The following is a 19,687-nucleotide window of genomic DNA, read 5'->3' on the forward strand; positions in this document are numbered from 1 at the left end:
CATTTTCATTTGATGTAATGTTCATTTCGGGCTCACTGCAAATAAACCGGCGTACCGGTTTCGTGCCCAAAAATAACCTTTTCACGTTGTAACTGTATATCAAACAGTAAAGAGTGGGTTTCCCCACTCTTTTAGCAACGGTTTTATCTCCATGATTACCAAAAAAATTATAACATAACCATAGTTATGTGACAAGTGCCAGAGCTTGACTACTGTAGTTCGGATTAAAACAGAGACAGCTGATTACTCTCTGGCAGACCTCGAAAGCATCCCAACTGGGATAGCATTTCGACAATGGTTTTACTTGCCTTCGATTTTTGTTGAAAATCCTCGACAGACAAAAATTCACCCTGTTCACGGGAGGCTGCGATGTTACGTGCTGCATTGTCTCCAATTCCCTGAAGAGCTCCGAATGGCGGAATGAGTGAATCTCCATCGACCTTGAAGCGTGTAGCTTCGGAACGGTACAAATCAATGGATTTAAAACTAAACCCGCGAGCCGTCATTTCCAGAGCCATTTCTAGGATCGGAAGCATCCCTTTTTCTTTGGGCGGTGCCTGAAAGCCGAGCTGCTCGATTTCGACAATCTTCCGCGCGATTGCATCATATCCCTGACAGCACAGCTCAATATCAAAATCGGCTGCACGTACTGAAAAGTAAGTCGCATAATATTCAATCGGATGATACAGCTTAAAGTACGCTGTGCGCACTGCTGAAATAACATAGGCTGCAGCATGCGCCTTCGGAAACATGTACTGGATTTTCAGACAAGAATCAATGTACCACTGTGGCACTTTGCATTTTTTCATTTCCTCAATCCATTCAGCACTAAGCCCCTTACCTTTACGTACGCTCTCCGTAATTTTAAAGGCCAGACCTGCGTCCATCCCTGCCTTGTAAATCAGAAACAGCATAATATCGTCACGGCAACCAATTACAGTCTTGATGTTGCAGGTATTATTCTTAATCAGTTCCTGTGCATTCCCCAGCCATACGCCCGTGCCGTGAGACAGTCCGGATATTTGCAGTAAATCAGCAAAAGAACTTGGCTGCGACTCTACTAGCATTTGGCGTACAAACTTCGTCCCCATCTCTGGTACACCATAGGTTGCTACAGGCGTGCGGATTTGCTGGGGTGTTACACCGAGCGCCTCCGTGGAGTTGAACATGCTCATCACCTTAGGATCATTCATTGGAATGGTCGTAGGATCGACACCGGTCAAATCCTGAAGCATCCTCATCATGGTCGGATCATCATGACCCAGAATATCGAGTTTGAGTAAATTCGCATCAAAAGCGTGATAATCAAAATGCGTTGTTTTCCATTCTGAGCTTGTATCATCGGCGGGATACTGTACCGGCGTAATATCCTCGACCTCAATATAATCGGGAACAACGACAATTCCGCCTGGATGTTGCCCGGTACTGCGTTTGACCCCTGTACAGCCCGAAGCCAGCCTGTTCAGCTCAGCCCCACGCCATTTTTTATGATGCGCCTCTTCATATTTCTTTGCAAAGCCAAAAGCAGTTTTTTCGGCAACTGTACCTATGGTTCCAGCACGAAATACACTTTTCTCACCAAACAATACTTTCGTATAGTTATGTGCGACAGGCTGATATTCGCCAGAGAAGTTCAAGTCAATATCGGGAACTTTATCTCCCTTAAACCCAAGAAACGTTTCAAACGGAATATCCTGTCCCTCACCCTTCAATTTGCCACCACAGTTCGGACAGTTTTTGTCTGGCAAGTCAAATCCACTCGGCACACTACCGTCCAAAATCCATTCGCTATGTCTGCATTCAGGATTACCACAAATATAATGTGCAGGCAGTGGATTAACCTCGGAAATTCCGAGAAAGGTAGCGACCACAGAAGATCCAACAGAACCCCGTGAACCTACCAGATATCCATCCTTATTAGACTTTTTAACCAGACGCTCGGAAATGAGATAATTGGCAGAGAAACCGTATTTAATAATCGGCTCCAGTTCTTTTTCAAGGCGGGCTACAACCACCTCGGGCAATTCCTCACCATAGATGGATTTAGCCGTCTCGTAGCAAGTGTTGCGGATTTCCTCGTCCGCCCCATCCAGCAAAGGTGTAAACAGCTTGTCAGGGAACAGCTCCAGCTCCTCAAACCGATCCGCCAGCTCAATGGTATTCTTCACAACGACTTCATAGGCTTTCTCCTCGCCCAAAAACTCGAATTCTGCCAGCATTTCGTCTGTGGTGCGTAAATGCGCATCTGGCTTACGAATATCTTTTAGCGGGCTAAATCCCGTAATGCCGTGTATCGTAATATCACGGTACAGCTTATCGCGAGTTTCCAAATAGTGAACATTACCTGTGGCAATTACGGGCTTATCAAGTCGCCGACCAATTTCGCATACTTTGCGTATCGCCGTTTTCAGAGCATCAGGCCCACTTACCAATTGCTTTTCCACTAGATGCATATACATTGTCAAAGGCTGAATCTCCAACACATCATAAAACTGTGCAATTTCCTCGGCCTCTTCCTCGGACTTGTTCAACACAGCCTCGAAGAACTCTCCTTTTTCACAGCCAGAAATAATAAGCAATCCGTCTCTCATTTCTGACAATTTTGATTTAGGAATACAAGGCACACGCTTGAAATATTCGGTATGAGACATCGAAACCAGCTTGTACAGATTTTTTTTACCAATCGGGTTGAGGGCATAAATACAGCAGTGAAAAGGACGAACGGTCGATAAATCCTTACCCACATAATCATTCAGACGATCGAGCATTTTTAAACCCTTAATTTGTTCCGCATCATTCAGCAAGCCATTCAGCACTTCAGTCAGTGCGACTGTATCGTCAATGGCCCGGTGATGGCTTTCGAGCGCCACTTTATATTTGGTCGTCAGCGTATTCAGACGGTGGTTTTTCATAGTTGGAAACAGTAAACGAGCCAGTTCGAGCGTATCCAGTACCGGATTGGTCATTTCAGGCAAACCCATATTTCGAAGGGTGGCCTGGATAAAGCCGACATCAAATCGCGCATTATGGGCAACCAATACAGCATCGCCAGCAAAAGCTACAAACTCCTTCATAACAGGTTCTACATCCGGCGCATCCTTGACCATTTCATCGTTAATGTTGGTCAGTTGCTGGATATTGTAGGGTATACGCTCATGCGGATTGACAAAGGTAGCATAACGATCAACTTCTTTGCCATCATGCATTTTTACAGCCGCAATCTCAATAATTTTATTCTGTGTAACCGATAAACCGGTGGTTTCAATATCAAAAACGACATAAGTCGCTGTTTTCAAATTTAATGGTTGTGCCTGCATTACAACCTCAACGGCATCATTAACCACGTTGGCCTCAATACCGTAGATCATTTTAATTCCGTTTTTCTTTGCTGCTTTTGCTGCGTCAGGATAGCATTGCACACCACCGTGATCGGTGACCGCAATCGCTTTGTGCCCCCATTTGGCGGCTGTTTTGACGTATTGATCAATCGAGGCGACAGCATCCATTGCACTCATCTTTGTGTGTAGATGGAACTCAACCCGTTTTTCCTCTGCCTTATCCTTACGTGTGGGTGGAGCCTGTACTTCAACTAGATCGGAAGGAATCATAACCAGCTCGGGAATTTGCATAAAACGATCATATTCAACTCGCCCCCGCACTTTGACCCATTTCCCGTTAGCCAACAAACTGAGGATCTTCAGATCTTCTTTAGTTTTAGCAAACATTTTCATTTGCAGGGAATCACTAAAGTCGGTCAAATAATACGTAAACAACGTACTGCCATTGCGCAATTCTTTACTATCCAAACCGAAGATTGTCCCCTGTAAGGTGACTTTCTTTTCTTCGTCCTGAATATCTTGCATCGGAACAGCCGGTTCTTTGATGTCATAACCAAATTGAAGCCGTACGTCTCCTTCTTCTTCGTCCAAAGGCGGCATTTCGGATTCCATACTTTCCATCATCTGCTGAATAACTTCGCGTTCTTCCTGCATCTTCTTCTCTTGGAATTGCTGTAATGCCTCCTGGTTACTTTCACCCACCTGGACTTTAATGCGCATAGAGAGCCCGAAATATTTATTGTAAAATTTGATGATAGCTTGATCTATCTGCTTTTTACGCGCCAGTTCCAATGACATACTGTCGCTCATCGTTAGCAATAATAGACCGTCTTCCCACTCATGCACAGCCCGATTCAACCAACCGTTAACAGAAGGAATCTCACGATGTACCCACTCTAGAAAAAGTTTCCAGTATTCACTAATGATATCACTTGGCTGAATCTGCTCACTATACTGAAAACGGAACGTAATTTTTGCGATGTGACTCATTTTTTCCTGTACTTGAATACAGAACGTACGATACACCTGAGCGGGGACCAGTGTCTCCTTGGCAATAGTGATATTCCAATCCTTATTGGTACGGCTAATCTCCACTTGATCAATCCAACCGTCCAAAAAATAAGGTTCAACCACTCCCGTCGGCATCACAACCTGCTTCATCAGCAGTTCCAGCCGCTTTCTCTTTTCTTCAGCTCCGCCCATGGCTCTCCCCCCAATTTAAATCTACCATTCTGAAAACATGAAAAGCTTCTGCGTCAAAAACATCTCCGACCGCAAAAGCTTTTCGTAACCCTCTTTAATCCTCCTCACAACGACATAGATCCTTCGGAACATTGTCCGGTAACAGCTACCCTGTCGGCGAAGAGAATGAAGTGAGTATAGTGGTATTGCCCTACTTCTATATTAGTACGCCCGTGCGAACACTACTGTATGCTTGGCAGGTTTGCCACAGCACAAACATGTGGACTTTTGCTCGGTTGTTTTAAACGGTATATTACGGCTTGTAGCACCTGTCACTTCTTTAACTTTGTCTTCACATTCTTCAGATCCGCACCAACCTGCCAAAGTAAAACCGCGTTTTTCCTCCATGAGAGTCTTCATTTCGTCCAACGTATCGACAGAATAGAAATTTTCTTCCATGAAATTTTTCGCACGATCAAACATCTCCTGCTGTACCTGTGCGAGCATCGCGTGTACTTCCTCAACCAGATTATCCTGCTGCACGATTTTTTTCTCACCGCTGATACGGGATACGAGCACACAGACGCCGTTTTCCATATCACGAGGCCCGATTTCCATACGAACCGGCACACCGCGCATTTCATATTCATTAAATTTCCAGCCTGGGCTTACATCACTGCGGTCGTCCATTTTAACACGCACTCCCGCTTGTTTCAACTCAGCAAATAGTTCATCTGCACGAGCGATAACGGCATCACGCTTCTTAGGTGGTCCAATTGGAACCATAATAACCTGCGTAGGCGCAACTTTAGGAGGCAATGCCAGACCACGGTCATCTCCATGGACCATAATCAGTGCGCCGATCAAACGTGTACTTGTTCCCCATGAAGTCGTATGCGCGAATTCCAGATTGTTTTCACGACTCAAATATTTAATATCAAATGCAACGGCAAAATTAGTCCCCATGTAGTGGGAAGTCCCAGCTTGTACCGCCCGTCCATCCTTCATCATCGCTTCTAGTGAAAATGTATCCTTCGCACCTGCAAACTTTTCAGAAGGTGTTTTCTGTCCAGTAATAACTGGAATAGCTAGAACTTCCTCAATAACCTCACGGTATACTTCCAGCATTTTCATCGTTTCTTCACGTGCTTCTTCTTCTGTTTCATGGGCCGTGTGACCTTCTTGCCACAAAAATTCACTTGTGCGCAAGAAAGGCAGCGTGCGTTTTTCCCAACGCACTACGTTAGCCCATTGGTTAATAAGCACCGGCAGATCACGATAGGATTGAATCCATTTGGAGTACATATGGCCTATCATGGTTTCCGAAGTCGGACGTATTGCAAGACGCTCTTCCAGCTTTTCTCCACCAGCCTCGGTTACCCAAGGCAGTTCAGGATTAAACCCTTCGACATGCTCTTTTTCCTTTTGAAAAAAGCTTTCGGGAATGAACATTGGAAAATAGGCATTACGGTGGCCTGTTTCTCTGAAGCGCACGTCCATGGCTTCCTTGATATGCTCCCAAATTTCAAAACCATCGGGGCGGAATACAATACATCCGCGAACAGGGGAATAATCCATCAGTTCTGCTTTTTTAATAACATCAATATACCATCGGGAAAAATCTTCGCTCTGCGGCGTAATTTCCTCGACAAACTGTTTATCATTCGACATAGAAATGCATGTCCTCCCATACAGACCGTTTTTATATAAGTCCGTCTCTAATTAACCATTAATTAAGCGTAAAATATCGTTATACGTGACCGCAATCATAAGCAGGAATAGCATAGCAAAACCAACGAAATGGACCATTCCTTCCCTGCTCGGATCAACGGGACGTCCTCTTACCGCCTCCACACCAAGGAAAACAAGTCTGCTTCCATCCAGCGCCGGAATAGGCAATAAATTAAATATCCCCAGATAAAGACTCATTATAGCAGTCCAATACGTCAACTGCTCAATCCCCTGCTTGGCAATTTGCCCCGTCACTTCAAAAGTACGTACCGGGCCTCCCAGGTCGTTGATAGAAAAACGTTGAATGAGCTGGCTAAATCCTTGGAAAATAATATCGGTCGTTCTGACCATGGATTGTCCGGCAAATTTGAACGTTTCACCCACACCTGCTTGGCGTTTTGGAAGTTCAGGCACAATGCCCACCTTGCCACCCTTTTGTCCTTCCATTGCACGAGGTGTAATAGTAAGATCAAAGGTCTTATTATCACGGCGAACCGTCCACTTCATCGGCTTGTCTTGAGAATCCGCAATCAGTTTGATCATGTTTTCAACATTTGCACCAATGGCTATTCCATTCACCGATTCAATGATATCTCCCTTATGCAAATCAGCTTCAGCAGCGGGCATACCTGCTGTAATTTCACTAATTTGGACATAGGTCGGGTTGTCCACTTGTATGCCGACCATCTGAATATGAAGACCAAACAGAATAAAGGCAAGTATAAAATTCATCAGTGGTCCAGCAAAAATAGCCATCGCACGCTGTCCTACTGTTTTACTCCCATACTGCCGATCCTTTGGTGCAATCTGAATGGATTGTCCTTTGGTTACCATCATCGCTTGCGGGTGTACTGTGTATTGCTGATCTTCGCCATCTACATCCAATTTTAAAGTTAACGACTGTTCCAGATCAATATCCAACACTTCGCCGCGTACCACATTCTTGCGATTATCCAGTTGATCTAGATAGATGGTTTTAACGACGTCATCCGTTACGCGTACAGCAATCGTTTGTCCGGTCTCAATTTCATTGATCTCCGGATCCTCTCCCGCCATGCGGGCAAAGCCACCAAACGGCAACAAACGCAGCGTAAATCGCGTCTCGTTTCTTTTATAAGAAAACAGTTTCGGACCGAAACCGATCGCAAACTCCCGTACCAGAATCCCGGCGCGCTTGGCAAAATAATAATGCCCCCATTCATGCACCGTCACTATGACGAAAAACATGAGCACCGTCATCAACACTATTTGAATCGTTTCCAATCGTTTCCGTTCCCCTTTCAATGAGATCGAGTTTGTCTTCCTAGATTATCATTATTCTCCAATCCCGCACAAGAGAATCACATTTCGTTTCTTAACCCAGCATTAGCCTACAACCCCGCAGCTATGCTACGAGTCTCTCCGTCACAGGCTTCAATCGCAGAAAGATCAGGATTAGCCACATTGACATGCCGCTCCAGCACACGTTCAATAATAGCTTCAATATGCAGAAAAGAAATTTCTCCACGCAGGAAACGGGCAACAGCAATCTCATTAGCTGCATTAAAGGCGGTCGGTGCTGTACCACCCATTTTACCACATTCGAAGGCAAGCCTTAAACAAGGAAAACGATTATAATCCATTTCCTTAAAATGGAGTCTACCCACTTCAGCCAGTGACAACGGCTTCGCCGGGGACTTCATACGCTCAGGGTAAGTCAACGCATATTGAATGGGTACTCTCATGTCCGGATTCCCAAGTTGAGCAACAATGCTTGTATCCTGAAACTCAACATAGGAATGAATAATGCTTTCCGGATGAAGCAACACATGAATCTGCTCATAATCAAGTCCGAATAGCCAATGCGCCTCAATGACTTCCAGCCCCTTGTTTACCATCGTTGCTGAATCAATCGTAATTTTGGCCCCCATTGACCAATTGGGATGCTTGAGTGCATCTTCCACTGTAACTTCAAGCAACTGTTCTCTTGTCAAATCTCGAAAAGAACCCCCTGATGCTGTGAGGGTAATATGTGCCACATCTTTCATACGCTCACCATTCAAGCATTGGAAAATAGCTGAATGCTCACTGTCAATCGGCAGCAACGGCACTCCTTTCGCCCGAGCCCGCGCTGTGACCAGATGACCAGCAGTAACCAGTGTTTCCTTATTGGCCAAACCGATCTGTTTTCCAGCCTCAATCGCGGCCAGCGTGGAGTGCAATCCGACACTGCCCATTACAGCCGTCACAACCATATCCGCCTCTGTGTTCGCAGCAAGCTCAACGAGTCCTTCATTTCCCCAATACAGTTCCATTCCAGAAGGCAGTAAAGGACGAATTTCATCCGCCAACTGCCGAGTACCCACAGACACTTTTTTGGGTTTATAGAGATGCGCCTGCTCAGCAAGTAACTTTATATTAGAACCACCTGCTAAAGCCTCAACAGTAAACTGATCCGGGTGCATGGACACTACATCCAGCGTTTGAGTTCCAATAGATCCGGTTGAACCAAGTACCGTAATTCTTTTCATGATGCACCTTCCTATCCTGAAAATCACTTTTAGCCAGGAGCTCATTGTTTGTTATTCAGGCAGCTATGCTACTGGTTCCATCCTTTTAGTAGCGCAGAGTGACAGCATAGAGATTAAGCCTGAGCATAAACTGTAATCAACAGACTCATGGAAGCAGCATCAGCATATGTACAAATGGAAAAACGACAATCCAGCTGTCGCAGCGGTCTAGTATACCACCGTGCCCTGGCAGCAGATTACCGGAATCTTTAATGCCGTACACTCGTTTGTATGCAGATTGTACCAAATCGCCCAGTTGTCCCACAACTGCACATGACAAACCGATGCCGATGGCTTTGCCCCATGGCAGCAGTCCACCTGACAATCCAGCGAATACTAGAGCTATAACCAACGCTAAAACAATGCCGCCAATGGATCCTTCGACCGTTTTGTTTGGACTAATCGCAGGCCATAGTTTTGTCTTCCCTGCCATTTTGCCTACAAAATATGCCCCTGCATCACTTGCCCAAATACAAGCCAACAATAAAAAAGTCCATAACAGTCCATGTTCCATATGACGTGATTCCGCTATATACGAAAATCCAAACCCTATATAAACGGTACCAAGGAATAGTATAGCTACCGTTTGAATTGGGATTTTATTTTTCGTTCCTACCGTGATGATCATAAAAGCTATCATTACCAGCCAAAGCATACTGGCAATGGGTAAGGGTGAGTGCAAACCAAAAGGTTCATATGGAAATACAAAAGCTAATATGCTTACGTATCCGAGTATTGCTGTACCTCCAAAAGGAGATACCTGCGTCATTCGTGCGAACTCATAAAATCCGATTAGGGCCATCGCCAATATAAGCAAATGGTAGGCCAAGCCGCCCCACAGGACCATCGCCAAAAAGAATATGCCTGCCAGAATACCGGTAATTAATCTCTGTCTCAACGGCTTTCATCCTCCATTTACTTCAGTCCGCCATACCGCCGTGTTCTTTGCTGATATTCGATCACTGCTTCGTATAAGTGTTCTTTCTTAAACTCAGGCCAATAAATATCAGTAAACCACAACTCACTGTAGGCAAGCTGCCAGAGCATAAAATTACTAAGTCTAAGCTCACCGCTTGTTCGAATCAGTAAATCAGGGTCTGGCATACCACTAGAAAGCAACGTATTACCGATCAGCTCAGATGTTATATCTTCTGTTTTAAGCTTCCCATCCGCAATTTGACGCCCCAATGTTTGCATGCATTCTGTGATTTCCAACCGACTTCCATAATTTAATGCGAAATTAAGAACAAGTCCGGTATTATTTTCAGTTCGTCGAGTCGCTTCAGTCAGCGCCTCAACGGTATGGGAAGGTAAATGTTCCTTGTTTCCCATCATACGCACTTGCACATTTTTTTCAATCAGCTCATCTAGCTCAATAGCCAGAAATTCCTGCGGTAAGCGCATTAGAAAATCAACTTCGTCCTTTGGACGCGTCCAATTTTCAGTTGAAAATGCAAACAAAGTCAAATACTTAATACCCAGTTCATCCGCCGCAATTGCTGTGCGTTTCACTGCCTTCATTCCATTTTGGTGCCCTACAATCCGCGGCATTCCAATCCGTTTGGCCCATCTGCCGTTCCCATCCATGATGACAGCAACATGCTGCGGAATATTGTCTTTTGAAATGGCCGGTGTTTGCTGTTTTTGTTCCCCGTTCCACCAAGACCGAACCCGTTTGATCATTCCAGTTCCTCCAGCATTCTCTGAAAATGTGCCTCAGGCTTGAAAAGAGACAAACCCCACCGTAAGGGAGGGGCTGCCAATCTTTTAAACTTCCATAATTTCTTTTTCTTTTGCAGCTAAAACTTTATCCACTTCAGCAATAAATTTATCAGTTGTTTTCTGGATATCTTCCTGATATTTACGAGATTCGTCCTCGGAAATATCACTTTTCTCCATTTTTTTGATGTCATCATTTGCATCACGACGAATGTTACGAATAGCGACCTTCGCTTCTTCACCGTTCTTTTTCGTCAACTTCACCAAGTCAGTTCTGCGCTCCTCCGTCAAAGCAGGAATGCTCAGACGAATGGTGTTGCCATCATTCGAAGGTGTCAAACCTAAATCGGATTTTTGTATAGCGCGCTCGATATCGGCCAAGGAAGATTTGTCCCAAGGCTGAATCATCAAGGTCCGGCTGTCAGGTGTATTGACATTCGCCAGCTGGTTGACTGGAGTCATTGCACCATAATACTCTACCTGCACACGGTCCAGTAAAGCTGGTGTCGCCCGTCCTGCACGCAAAGATGCAAGATCACGTTGCAATGCTTGGATTGCTTTTTGCATGCGCTCCTCAGCACTCTTTTTCACAGATTGTGGCATTAATTTACACTCCCTTTGACGATCGTACCAATTTTTTCACCCAGCACGACACGTTTAATGTTACCTTGCTCTGTAATAGCAAAGACAATCAACGGAATATTGTTATCCATGCACAACGAGGAAGCAGTAGAATCCATGACACCGAGATTTTTGTTGAGCACATCCAAATACGTAAGCTGCTCATATTTCTCAGCTGTGCTATCTTTAAACGGATCAGCAGAATATACGCCATCCACTTTATTTTTAGCCATCAGAATCACTTCCGCTTCAATCTCAGCGGCACGCAGTGCAGCTGTAGTATCAGTCGAGAAGAACGGATTACCTGTACCTGCTGCAAAAATTACAACCCGACCTTTTTCCAAATGACGGATAGCTCTACGGCGGATGTATGGTTCTGCAATCTGTTGCATCGCAATGGATGTTTGTACACGCGTAGGTACTTCAATCTGTTCCAAAGCATCCTGTAAGGCCAGTGAGTTCATCACTGTTGCCAGCATACCCATGTAATCTGCCGTGGCCCGGTCAATTCCGTTGGCACTTCCAGCAATACCACGCCAGATGTTACCGCCACCACACACGATAGCAACTTCTACTCCCAGTTCCACCACATCTTTGACTTGTTCAGCAATGGACGCAATCGTATCCGCATCAATACCGTAACCGTTAGGGCCTGACAGCGATTCACCACTAACTTTCAGGACAACACGCTTAAACACAGGTTTTTCCAAATGATCACCCTCCAATATCATTTATACTTTATGTAACAGGATAGGTGTCCTGTTGCAAGAAAAGGAACACTGATGTGTTCCATTTCCGTTTTTTTCATATGCAATTACCGTTCGTTGGTAATTATTGTTTCACTTGAGACATAACTTCTTCGTAGAAGTTGTCTTCTTTTTTCTCCAAACCTTCACCCAGTTCAAAACGAACAAAGCGACGCAGGGAGATGTTTTCGCCAATTGTACTGATTTTTTCGTTGATAAGCGTGGAGATTGTTTTGTCCGGATCTTTGATGAAAGATTGCTCCAGCAAACAGAACTCTTCATAGAACTTACCAATGCGGCCTTCAACCATTTTCTCAACGATTTTCTCTGGTTTACCTTCGTTCAGAGCTTGTGCTTTCAGGATTTCTTTTTCTTTTTCGATTTCTTCCTGTGGCACTTCTTCACGACGGACATAACGAGGGTTCGATGCAGCGATATGCATTGCAATGTCGCGTACAAAATCTCTGAACTGGTCTGTTTTAGCTACGAAGTCTGTTTCGCAGTTTACTTCTACCAGTACGCCGATACGGCCGCCAGCATGAATGTAGGATTCAACAACACCTTCAGTAGCAATACGACCTGCTTTGTTGGCTGCAGCTGCAAGTCCTTTTTCGCGCAGAACTTCAACCGCTTTTGTCAAATCACCGTTTGCTTCTTCAAGCGCTTTTTTACAATCTAGCATTCCTGCGCCTGTTTTTTCACGAAGCTCTTTTACTGCGCTAGCATTAACTGCCATATTATTTCCCTCCAAATTTGATTTTCAGTGGTATACCGTGCTTTATTCCTTAAAAAAAGGGTAGTGAGAGGTTATACACCTGCCAACCACCCTTTTCATTTAATTCATATAGGTATTTCCTAATGGAAATATTATGCTGTAGTTTCTTCGCCTTGGTTTGCTTCCATAACTGCATCAGCCATTTTACCTGTCAGCAATTTAACAGCGCGGATTGCGTCGTCATTACCTGGGATAACATAGTCGATTTCGTCTGGATCGCAGTTTGTATCAACGATACCTACGATTGGGATACCCAATTTGCGAGCTTCAGCAACCGCGATACGTTCTTTACGTGGATCAATGATGAACAGAGCACTTGGAAGGCCCTTCATGTTTTTGATACCGCCCAAGAATTTTTCAAGACGATCTTTTTCTTTGCGAAGAATGATAACTTCTTTTTTAGGAAGAACTGCGAATGTACCATCTTCTTCCCAAGCTTCCAGTTGTTTCAAACGGTCAATACGTTTTTGAATCGTTTGGAAGTTAGTCAGCGTACCACCCAACCAACGTTGGTTAATGTAGAATTGACCAGCGCGTGCTGCTTCTTCTTTAACGGAATCTTGTGCTTGTTTCTTCGTGCCTACGAACAGAATTGTACCATTCTCAGCTGCAATGCTTTTTACGAAGTTGTAAGCTTCCTCAACCTTTTTCACTGTCTTTTGCAAGTCAATGATGTAAATACCGTTTCTTTCAGTGAAGATATAACGATCCATTTTCGGGTTCCAGCGACGTGTTTGGTGACCAAAGTGAACCCCAGCTTCCAAAAGCTGTTTCATGGAGATTACTGCCATCTTCACGCACCTCCTAAGTTTGGTTTTTTGTGTGTCCTCCGCCGACATCATTTTTCATAAAGACTTTCCATTGGAAAGCACCCTTTATAAAATTAACCGACGTGCGTTTTTAACACCGTCAATTAATATACCATAACACTTGCATCGTTGCAACCAACTTTTCGACAATAGTTGGAACAACGCAAAATGTGACGTTTTACGCCTCTCATCGAACTTGTCAGCAAGAATAAAAGCCGCCCACTTCCCAGTCTGGTCAGTTGGACGGCTTTTTCGTAATTTTAGTAATGATAGAACTGAAATCCTCACCCTTAGCAAACTGATAGGTACCAGTACGAATTTTGGTATTGATTTTTTGAGCCTTAGCTGCTGCCTCAAATGCACTAGCATCAGATACGACCCCTGCCCGTTGCAATCCTGATGCCACACTTCTCAAATTGCTTCCCGATGCAATGCTATACTGCACTTGTGGGGTGGCAGGCTGCTTGGGGATATTGGGAGTCGTTGTAGTACCAGCTCTTTGAGTTTGCGGCTTATTCGGACTTTGTGGAACCGATGTGCTAGTCGAAGGTTTAGACGTAGCCGAGGATGTGCTGTTTGCAGGTGCCTTTGGTGTTGAAGGCGTTTGAGCTGGTTTAGCCTTTTGGGGTGCAACCGGATTTTTGTTGCCTTCCTTAATCACCTTATTACGCCATTCCTCTTCTGTCATCTTCGGATCAGAACTGTCATTAATCTGAAGATTTAATTCGGCTGCTGCCTTTTCTAACTGCTCTCGCGTCATGTTTTTCGGGTCTATTGAAGATTGCTGCGATTGTCCCTGACCGATCATTGCCAGTTGCAACAGCAATGCCCCCGTTATCAGACCAGTACCCATGCCTAGCATAAATGAACGGTTTTTGATCACGTTACATCCTCCCGCTCCGCGAGTTGCAATATGAGCTGTACTTCACCCCGTTGAATGCCTGATTGCTTGGCTATATAGTCCACTGACTTGCCTTGCTCATGCAGCGCAAACAACTCTTGATAACGATCACGGATGGACTCTGCTTCCTGCTCAGTTTCAGGGTCTTGTAATACCGTCTGCTCCTCCATAGTTATGAGGGGAGCTTCTGAACCAGAGTAGCCTTCCTGCACAGACATTCCAGGTTGCGGACTTTGAAATTGACCGTATGCAACCGCTGCCTGATGAGAAGTAGCTGTATGTTGTATTTCCTTAGATACAGGCTCGGTTTGCATAGAGACAGTAGCAAACATAGCCTGGTGCTCAAGCTCCACGATACGGCTCCGAAGCTCAGCTACTTGCTCCTGTAATGCCGCCTGTTTAACTGTATGCTCCTGCTTCATACCCGAAACGAGCTCAATCAACTCGTCATTATCGTTTTCAATATCGGCCATATATTGCTCCAATGTGGCCTCGACCTTTTGGACGACGGCCTCTTCTGTTCCCCGGCTTGGCTGACGCTTAGGCAGAAGCCAGGCGTAGACAACAGCTGCGGCGCCCAGCAGAACAATATAAATCCATGGTTGATCCACTGCCCATCGTCTCCTTTAATAACGCTTCTCCACCTGTCGGATCAGAGCGAAAAATCAATATGGTGTCCCTTGAACGGATGCTCTGCCGGATGCTCCTTAGGTAGCTCAGACTCATCTGAGCGGGAGCGGCTCTGCTGGGAAGAATCTCTGCTCTGCCCTCCTGTTTGCCGCTCACCTACGAATGTTTCCGCAGACTGGTCTACGGCACTGCTTCGCTGACGCATGTTTTCCGTCTCCAACGCGGCCTTTTGTCCAAGCAATGCTTGATCATTCATCGGCCGCTGCTGGGACTCACTTTGGTATTTTCCTGCTTCGCTGGTGCGAGGTACGGCAATTTGCAATTCAACAGCCTTCAAGCTCATTGGACCACACCCTTTCCGATTGGGCATCCGTTCTGTCTTCCAAGGAATACAATGTTGAATGTTGTTTTTCAGTGTGCCGAATTACACGTAGGAGGACATGCTGATGTCTCCTTCGTGATAATAAAACGCCATTCTTTCCACTGAATCTTTAATAAATTTTGTATATCTGCCGATAACTATTTTAGAGCCACCGTAAATCACATTTTTCACTTCTACCCGTGCGCGGCTTGTATCCTCTAATGTTCGTTCAATTTCAAGCATTCTGGACTTGGTTTCCAAAAGCTCCTGTTCATTAGACTTTTTAGTAGATGTCAGCTTGATTCGCATAGCCATTCTTTCAGGTGCAAGCTGTCCGGCGGCGGCAAGCTGATCCAATATGGTAAGAGCCTTATTCGTTTTATCCTGACTGTCTGTCTGCTGCTTCAAACGTGCGCGGAGTTCTGTCAGTTCATCGCGCAGTTCGGGAAGCACACCAACTTCGATAACAGTAGCTGTGGACATCGTATTACCGATGGTACGAGCCACTACCTTTTTACCAGCTTGTACACTGCCACCTACGATAAGCCCTTTGGTCCCCTCACAGAGTACATTTACACTCGCTTTAATCTGGGAATGCATGATGCTCTGGGATACAAGTATATCGCCTCCGGCAATCACGTTACCATCTTGTATGAATGAGCATTTGACATTTTGTGCAGCTTTCACGAACCCCTTATGGTATCCGATAATACCGCCACTGATTTCCACTGAACCTTCCGCCTCAATTTCAGCGCCTTCCACACCACCGATGACACGAATGTCGCCAGCCGCCCGAACACGAAAACCAGTCAAGACATTCCCACGAATGACGACGGTTCCAACAAAATCAATGTTACCGACACTATAATCGACGTCCCCGTTCACTTCATATACAGGGAATACATTAAGTTTGCCCTTTTCAGTCGTAGTCACCAGTCCGTCAATAGCCGCATACATCGCAACACCTTCTGGATGGATCACTACATTTTTTCCGACTTTAAAACGCGCCTCTTTACCTGGAAGAAAAGGAATTTCCTCTCCGGTTACAGCAATCCCCGGTACACCCGGCACAGGATCAACCCGTTCGGCAATCAGTTGACCACGTTTTACATTTCTTAAACGAGTTAATTCTTTATAATCCACCCGTCCATCCACGGTTTCAAGCGGCTTATGTGCATCTTCACCAGTCACAATATCAGCCAGATTAATTTTTCCGTCTGTGCCATGGATCGGCTGCTTTCCCTGAGCAATCAGTAATTTTCCGAAGAAATGATCTTCCGGACTTGCCGCAAATACACGAATTGCATCGGTCATTAAACCGTAGGATATTTTTTGGTTGCTTAGAAAACGCTCTAATTCTTCCACAGAACAGGCAAAGCCTTCTTCACGTTTGGCAAACTCCAAGTAGGCGGTTTGTTTGTCAGGTGAGACAACCACTTTTAAAAACTGGTCCAAAGCATATTGCTTCTCCACAAGGGTGCTCCTTCCGTCTAACTGTTACTGTAACCTCCCGTACGTTAATCTTTACGCATTAGCAAATCCCGTTGTTTGTCCAATGTCGCTCTCAGACGTAATATTGCTTTGGAATGCAACTGTGAAATTCGCGATGGAGATAGCGACATGACCTCAGCGATTTCACTGAGTGACAAATCCTCGTAATACAATAAAGAAACAACGATACGTTCTTTTTCAGTCAATTTATCAATGCCTTGTGCAAGGGCATCACGAAGTGTAAATTCATTGACCTTATGATCCGGATTTTTCGCCTTCTCGTCCACCAAAAGGGAAAGCCGTGTTTCCGATTCCTCTTCGCGGATCGGGTCCTCCAGTGAGACAATCGACATAACGGCGACCTCCTGGATCATATTTTGAAACTCTTTCTCAGAAACGTCCAAATAATGACTCATCTCTTCGTCGCTTACCGTGCGTAGATATCTTTGTTCCAAATGCTGGTAGGCATCCTCGATTTTTTTCGCTTTTTCCCTAACTGAACGAGGAACCCAATCCCCTTGACGAAGACCATCCAAAATCGCTCCACGAACACGCCAAGAAGCATAGGTCTCAAACTGCAAGCCACGCTCATAGTCAAATTTCTCTAAAGCGTCAATCAAACCCATAACGCCATTACTCGCCAGGTCATCCTTGGATACATTTTTAGGCAATCCTACTGCAAGACGGCCTGACACATATTCCACAATATGGAGATACTTTTCAATTAACTGTTTTTTTGCTTCCTTGTCACCGTGTTCTTTCCATTGTTCCCATAGTTCGGAATGGTTTAAATGAGCGGCTTTTCGCTCGTTCATCGGCTTCACCCTCCTTATTTGTCTGTCAGGTGACGAACGGCCTTGGCCAATTCTTCAGGGTCCTTGTTGGAAACCAGCTTAGGTGGGTTTAAAGGTGCGAAACCATTATTCCCCTCGTCCGTCTGCTCTGGTTTCGGTTTCAGCAATTCATTCAGGTCTTCATTTTCGTCTGGTGTCGTCAGGTCCAGGTTACCCCCTACGCCATCTACCTGAGAGCTTGCCCGGCTTTGGGCATTCCCCAGATCTGGCCGCGCCACAACACCTAGTGTCCAGCGCAGCACAAATGCAAGTAGGAACCAAAAAACGAAGGCGATCAAGCCACGAATTAAGCTCGTGGTCAGCAGATTGCTGCCAACGGACAACACAAAAGTCAGAATAAATCCGACTACTCCAGACCAAAGATTAATGCGTAAACTGCCAAATAACATGTTTATAATTCCTTTACACCTTTTTGTACGCTTCGAATATTCAAAACGCCAGTTTCAGAGTCCAACTCAATCGTTCGTCCATAATTGCCACCTGTGTCCTCCGCAATCAAAGGAATGCCGAGATCTACGAGCATTTCCTTGCATGATTCTACATTACGTGGACCAATCCGCATGGTGTCTCCACTACCAGCAAAGGCGAACATCTGCGCTCCCCCTGCCATTTTGGCAATCAGTCTGCGTCGTTCAGCACCCAATTTCAGCATCCGCTCAAATAACTCGGGCAGCGCCGTATCGGCGTATTTAGCAATATTCAGTTGCCCTTCACGTGCAATATCCGAGGATGGTAGCATCACATGTGCCATACCTGCCAATTTCAAATGAGGATCGTAGAGAGTCAATCCGACGCAGGAGCCAAGTCCTGTCGTGCGAATCGAGTTCGGGTTACTGGTAACATTTAAGTCAGCCATACCGACTTTAATGATGCTTTTATCCTCAATCATCGTTCATCGGGACTCCTAACGACCTAAAGATTTTCCCGAACGATTCTGGATCAGGAATCAGGAAAAATTGACCCTCTATCTGATTCTGCCCTTCCAGAAACGATGTGTCAATCAATAATGCAGCATCCCCCATCTGCCCAAACTGCAGCAGTCCATAGCTGAGAATTGCTCCTGCCATGTCCAACGCCAACGCAGGGACTGTTGGATACATAGATAAACGCGTAAAGTCTGCCAGCGAAGACAGGTATGAGCCCGCTAAAATGTTTCCGATCTCCGACAGGGCTGAGTGCTCCATTTCGTTAAAACTGTCCTCGTCATCTGAAGGAATATTCGCCAAACGGGAAAGTAAGCTTTTTGCCGCCTGAGGCTGCAATATGAAGAATAGATTCCCGGGGGCTTCCCCTTCTACCCTAAAAAATATTGCAACAACAAGTTGCTCATAGCCGCCGACTTTCTCGGCAATTTCCTCAAAGGGCAGCATTTGTACTTTGGGGACACCCATATCGACCGGTTTATTGAGAAGCCGGGAGAGCGCTGTAGCAGCGTTCCCCGAGCCAATGTTGCCGACTTCTTTCAACACATCCAACTTGAAGTCTTCAAGATTTCCGAGATTTTCCATATGTTAATCCTCTAAGCCTTCCAGTTGGTTCATCTCGCTACGATTCAGGACTTCGGACAAGTTCAGCATAATCAACAAGCGCTCTTCACCAATTTTAGCAACTCCGCGAAGGTATTTAGCCTTAACTCCGCCAATCACTTCCGGTGGTGTCTCGATATTGTCAGTATTCAGGTCAATAACGTCATTCGCTGAGTCAACGATAAAGCCGACTTGCATTTCACCCACTGCAACGATAATGATGCGAGTTTGATCGGTATATTCAGCTTCAGGCAATCCAAATCGGCCACGAAGATCAATAACCGGAATGACTACGCCTCTCATGTTGAATACGCCTTTAACAAAATCGTAGGTTCTTGGAACCCGTGTAATCGGCACCATGCGTTCAATAGATTGGACTTTTTCTACTTCAACACCGTATTCCTCTTCACCAAGCTTAAATACGATAACTTTAATTTCTTCTCCCATGTCTAAA

Annotated in this window: 19 protein-coding genes; all 19 read right to left on the bottom strand. The window is 45.2% G+C overall.

The window, feature by feature from the left end; all coding sequences use genetic code 11:
* Window positions 1-224: 224 nt before the first annotated feature.
* The 19 genes from MKX59_RS17410 to MKX59_RS17500 all read right to left on the bottom strand — a co-directional run bounded on the left by MKX59_RS17410 (window position 225) and on the right by MKX59_RS17500 (window position 19,680).
* A complete protein-coding gene (locus tag MKX59_RS17410; protein WP_053325267.1) occupies window positions 225-4,541 on the bottom strand; it encodes a PolC-type DNA polymerase III in 4,317 nt (1,438 codons plus the stop codon).
* Window positions 4,542-4,742: 201 nt separating this feature from the next.
* A complete protein-coding gene (gene proS, locus MKX59_RS17415) occupies window positions 4,743-6,191 on the bottom strand; it encodes a proline--tRNA ligase (RefSeq protein WP_013309924.1) in 1,449 nt (482 codons plus the stop codon).
* 51 nt (window positions 6,192-6,242) lie between these two features.
* Complete coding sequence (gene rseP / locus MKX59_RS17420) at window positions 6,243-7,514, bottom strand: RIP metalloprotease RseP (protein WP_023988213.1); 1,272 nt, start codon at window positions 7,512-7,514, stop codon at window positions 6,243-6,245.
* A 107-nt stretch (window positions 7,515-7,621) separates the two neighbouring features.
* Window positions 7,622-8,761 (bottom strand): 1-deoxy-D-xylulose-5-phosphate reductoisomerase, encoded by a 1,140-nt coding sequence (locus tag MKX59_RS17425; RefSeq protein ID WP_023988212.1) that lies wholly within the window; start codon window positions 8,759-8,761, stop codon window positions 7,622-7,624.
* Window positions 8,762-8,906: 145 nt separating this feature from the next.
* The gene (locus MKX59_RS17430; RefSeq protein ID WP_023988211.1) at window positions 8,907-9,698 is read right to left on the bottom strand and encodes a phosphatidate cytidylyltransferase; all 792 of its coding nucleotides are present in this window, start codon (window positions 9,696-9,698) and stop codon (window positions 8,907-8,909) included.
* Window positions 9,699-9,715: 17 nt separating this feature from the next.
* On the bottom strand, window positions 9,716-10,483 hold the full coding sequence (locus MKX59_RS17435; protein ID WP_023988210.1) for an isoprenyl transferase: 768 nt from the start codon (window positions 10,481-10,483) through the stop codon (window positions 9,716-9,718).
* Between the two features lie 84 nt (window positions 10,484-10,567).
* Window positions 10,568-11,122, bottom strand: a complete 555-nt coding sequence (gene frr, locus MKX59_RS17440; RefSeq protein WP_023988209.1) for a ribosome recycling factor — start codon at window positions 11,120-11,122, stop codon at window positions 10,568-10,570.
* Window positions 11,122-11,850 carry a UMP kinase gene (gene pyrH / locus MKX59_RS17445; protein WP_013309918.1) on the bottom strand — a complete coding sequence of 243 codons (729 nt, stop codon included), beginning with the start codon at window positions 11,848-11,850 and terminating at the stop codon, window positions 11,122-11,124. Before pyrH ends, frr begins: the two co-directional genes overlap by 1 nt.
* Window positions 11,851-11,971: 121 nt before the next feature.
* Window positions 11,972-12,622, bottom strand: a complete 651-nt coding sequence (gene tsf / locus MKX59_RS17450; RefSeq protein ID WP_013309917.1) for a translation elongation factor Ts — start codon at window positions 12,620-12,622, stop codon at window positions 11,972-11,974.
* A gap of 131 nt (window positions 12,623-12,753) precedes the next feature.
* Window positions 12,754-13,452: a 30S ribosomal protein S2 gene (gene rpsB / locus MKX59_RS17455; protein WP_013309916.1), complete on the bottom strand. Its 699-nt coding sequence runs from the start codon at window positions 13,450-13,452 to the stop codon at window positions 12,754-12,756.
* Window positions 13,453-13,705: 253 nt separating this feature from the next.
* Window positions 13,706-14,353: an endolytic transglycosylase MltG gene (locus tag MKX59_RS17460; protein WP_023988208.1), complete on the bottom strand. Its 648-nt coding sequence runs from the start codon at window positions 14,351-14,353 to the stop codon at window positions 13,706-13,708.
* Window positions 14,350-14,982, bottom strand: a complete 633-nt coding sequence (locus MKX59_RS17465) for a hypothetical protein (protein WP_023988207.1) — start codon at window positions 14,980-14,982, stop codon at window positions 14,350-14,352. Before MKX59_RS17465 ends, MKX59_RS17460 begins: the two co-directional genes overlap by 4 nt.
* 41 nt (window positions 14,983-15,023) lie before the next feature.
* Window positions 15,024-15,344 carry a hypothetical protein gene (locus MKX59_RS17470; RefSeq protein ID WP_023988206.1) on the bottom strand — a complete coding sequence of 107 codons (321 nt, stop codon included), beginning with the start codon at window positions 15,342-15,344 and terminating at the stop codon, window positions 15,024-15,026.
* Between the two features lie 81 nt (window positions 15,345-15,425).
* A complete protein-coding gene (locus MKX59_RS17475; RefSeq protein ID WP_023988205.1) occupies window positions 15,426-16,835 on the bottom strand; it encodes a DUF342 domain-containing protein in 1,410 nt (469 codons plus the stop codon).
* Window positions 16,836-16,879: 44 nt separating this feature from the next.
* Window positions 16,880-17,668: a FliA/WhiG family RNA polymerase sigma factor gene (locus MKX59_RS17480; protein ID WP_013309911.1), complete on the bottom strand. Its 789-nt coding sequence runs from the start codon at window positions 17,666-17,668 to the stop codon at window positions 16,880-16,882.
* A gap of 14 nt (window positions 17,669-17,682) precedes the next feature.
* The gene (locus MKX59_RS17485; protein WP_013309910.1) at window positions 17,683-18,096 is read right to left on the bottom strand and encodes a hypothetical protein; all 414 of its coding nucleotides are present in this window, start codon (window positions 18,094-18,096) and stop codon (window positions 17,683-17,685) included.
* Window positions 18,097-18,098: 2 nt separating this feature from the next.
* Window positions 18,099-18,596, bottom strand: coding sequence for a chemotaxis protein CheD (locus tag MKX59_RS17490; RefSeq protein WP_010346358.1), 498 nt, complete (start codon window positions 18,594-18,596; stop codon window positions 18,099-18,101).
* Complete coding sequence (locus MKX59_RS17495) at window positions 18,589-19,215, bottom strand: chemotaxis protein CheC (protein WP_023988204.1); 627 nt, start codon at window positions 19,213-19,215, stop codon at window positions 18,589-18,591. Before MKX59_RS17495 ends, MKX59_RS17490 begins: the two co-directional genes overlap by 8 nt.
* 3 nt (window positions 19,216-19,218) lie before the next feature.
* Window positions 19,219-19,680, bottom strand: coding sequence for a chemotaxis protein CheW (locus MKX59_RS17500; RefSeq protein WP_007430046.1), 462 nt, complete (start codon window positions 19,678-19,680; stop codon window positions 19,219-19,221).
* Window positions 19,681-19,687 lie beyond the last annotated feature (7 nt).

The organism is Paenibacillus sp. FSL R7-0340 (assembly GCF_038002205.1).
Classification (GTDB): Bacteria; Bacillota; Bacilli; order Paenibacillales; family Paenibacillaceae; genus Paenibacillus; species Paenibacillus polymyxa_B.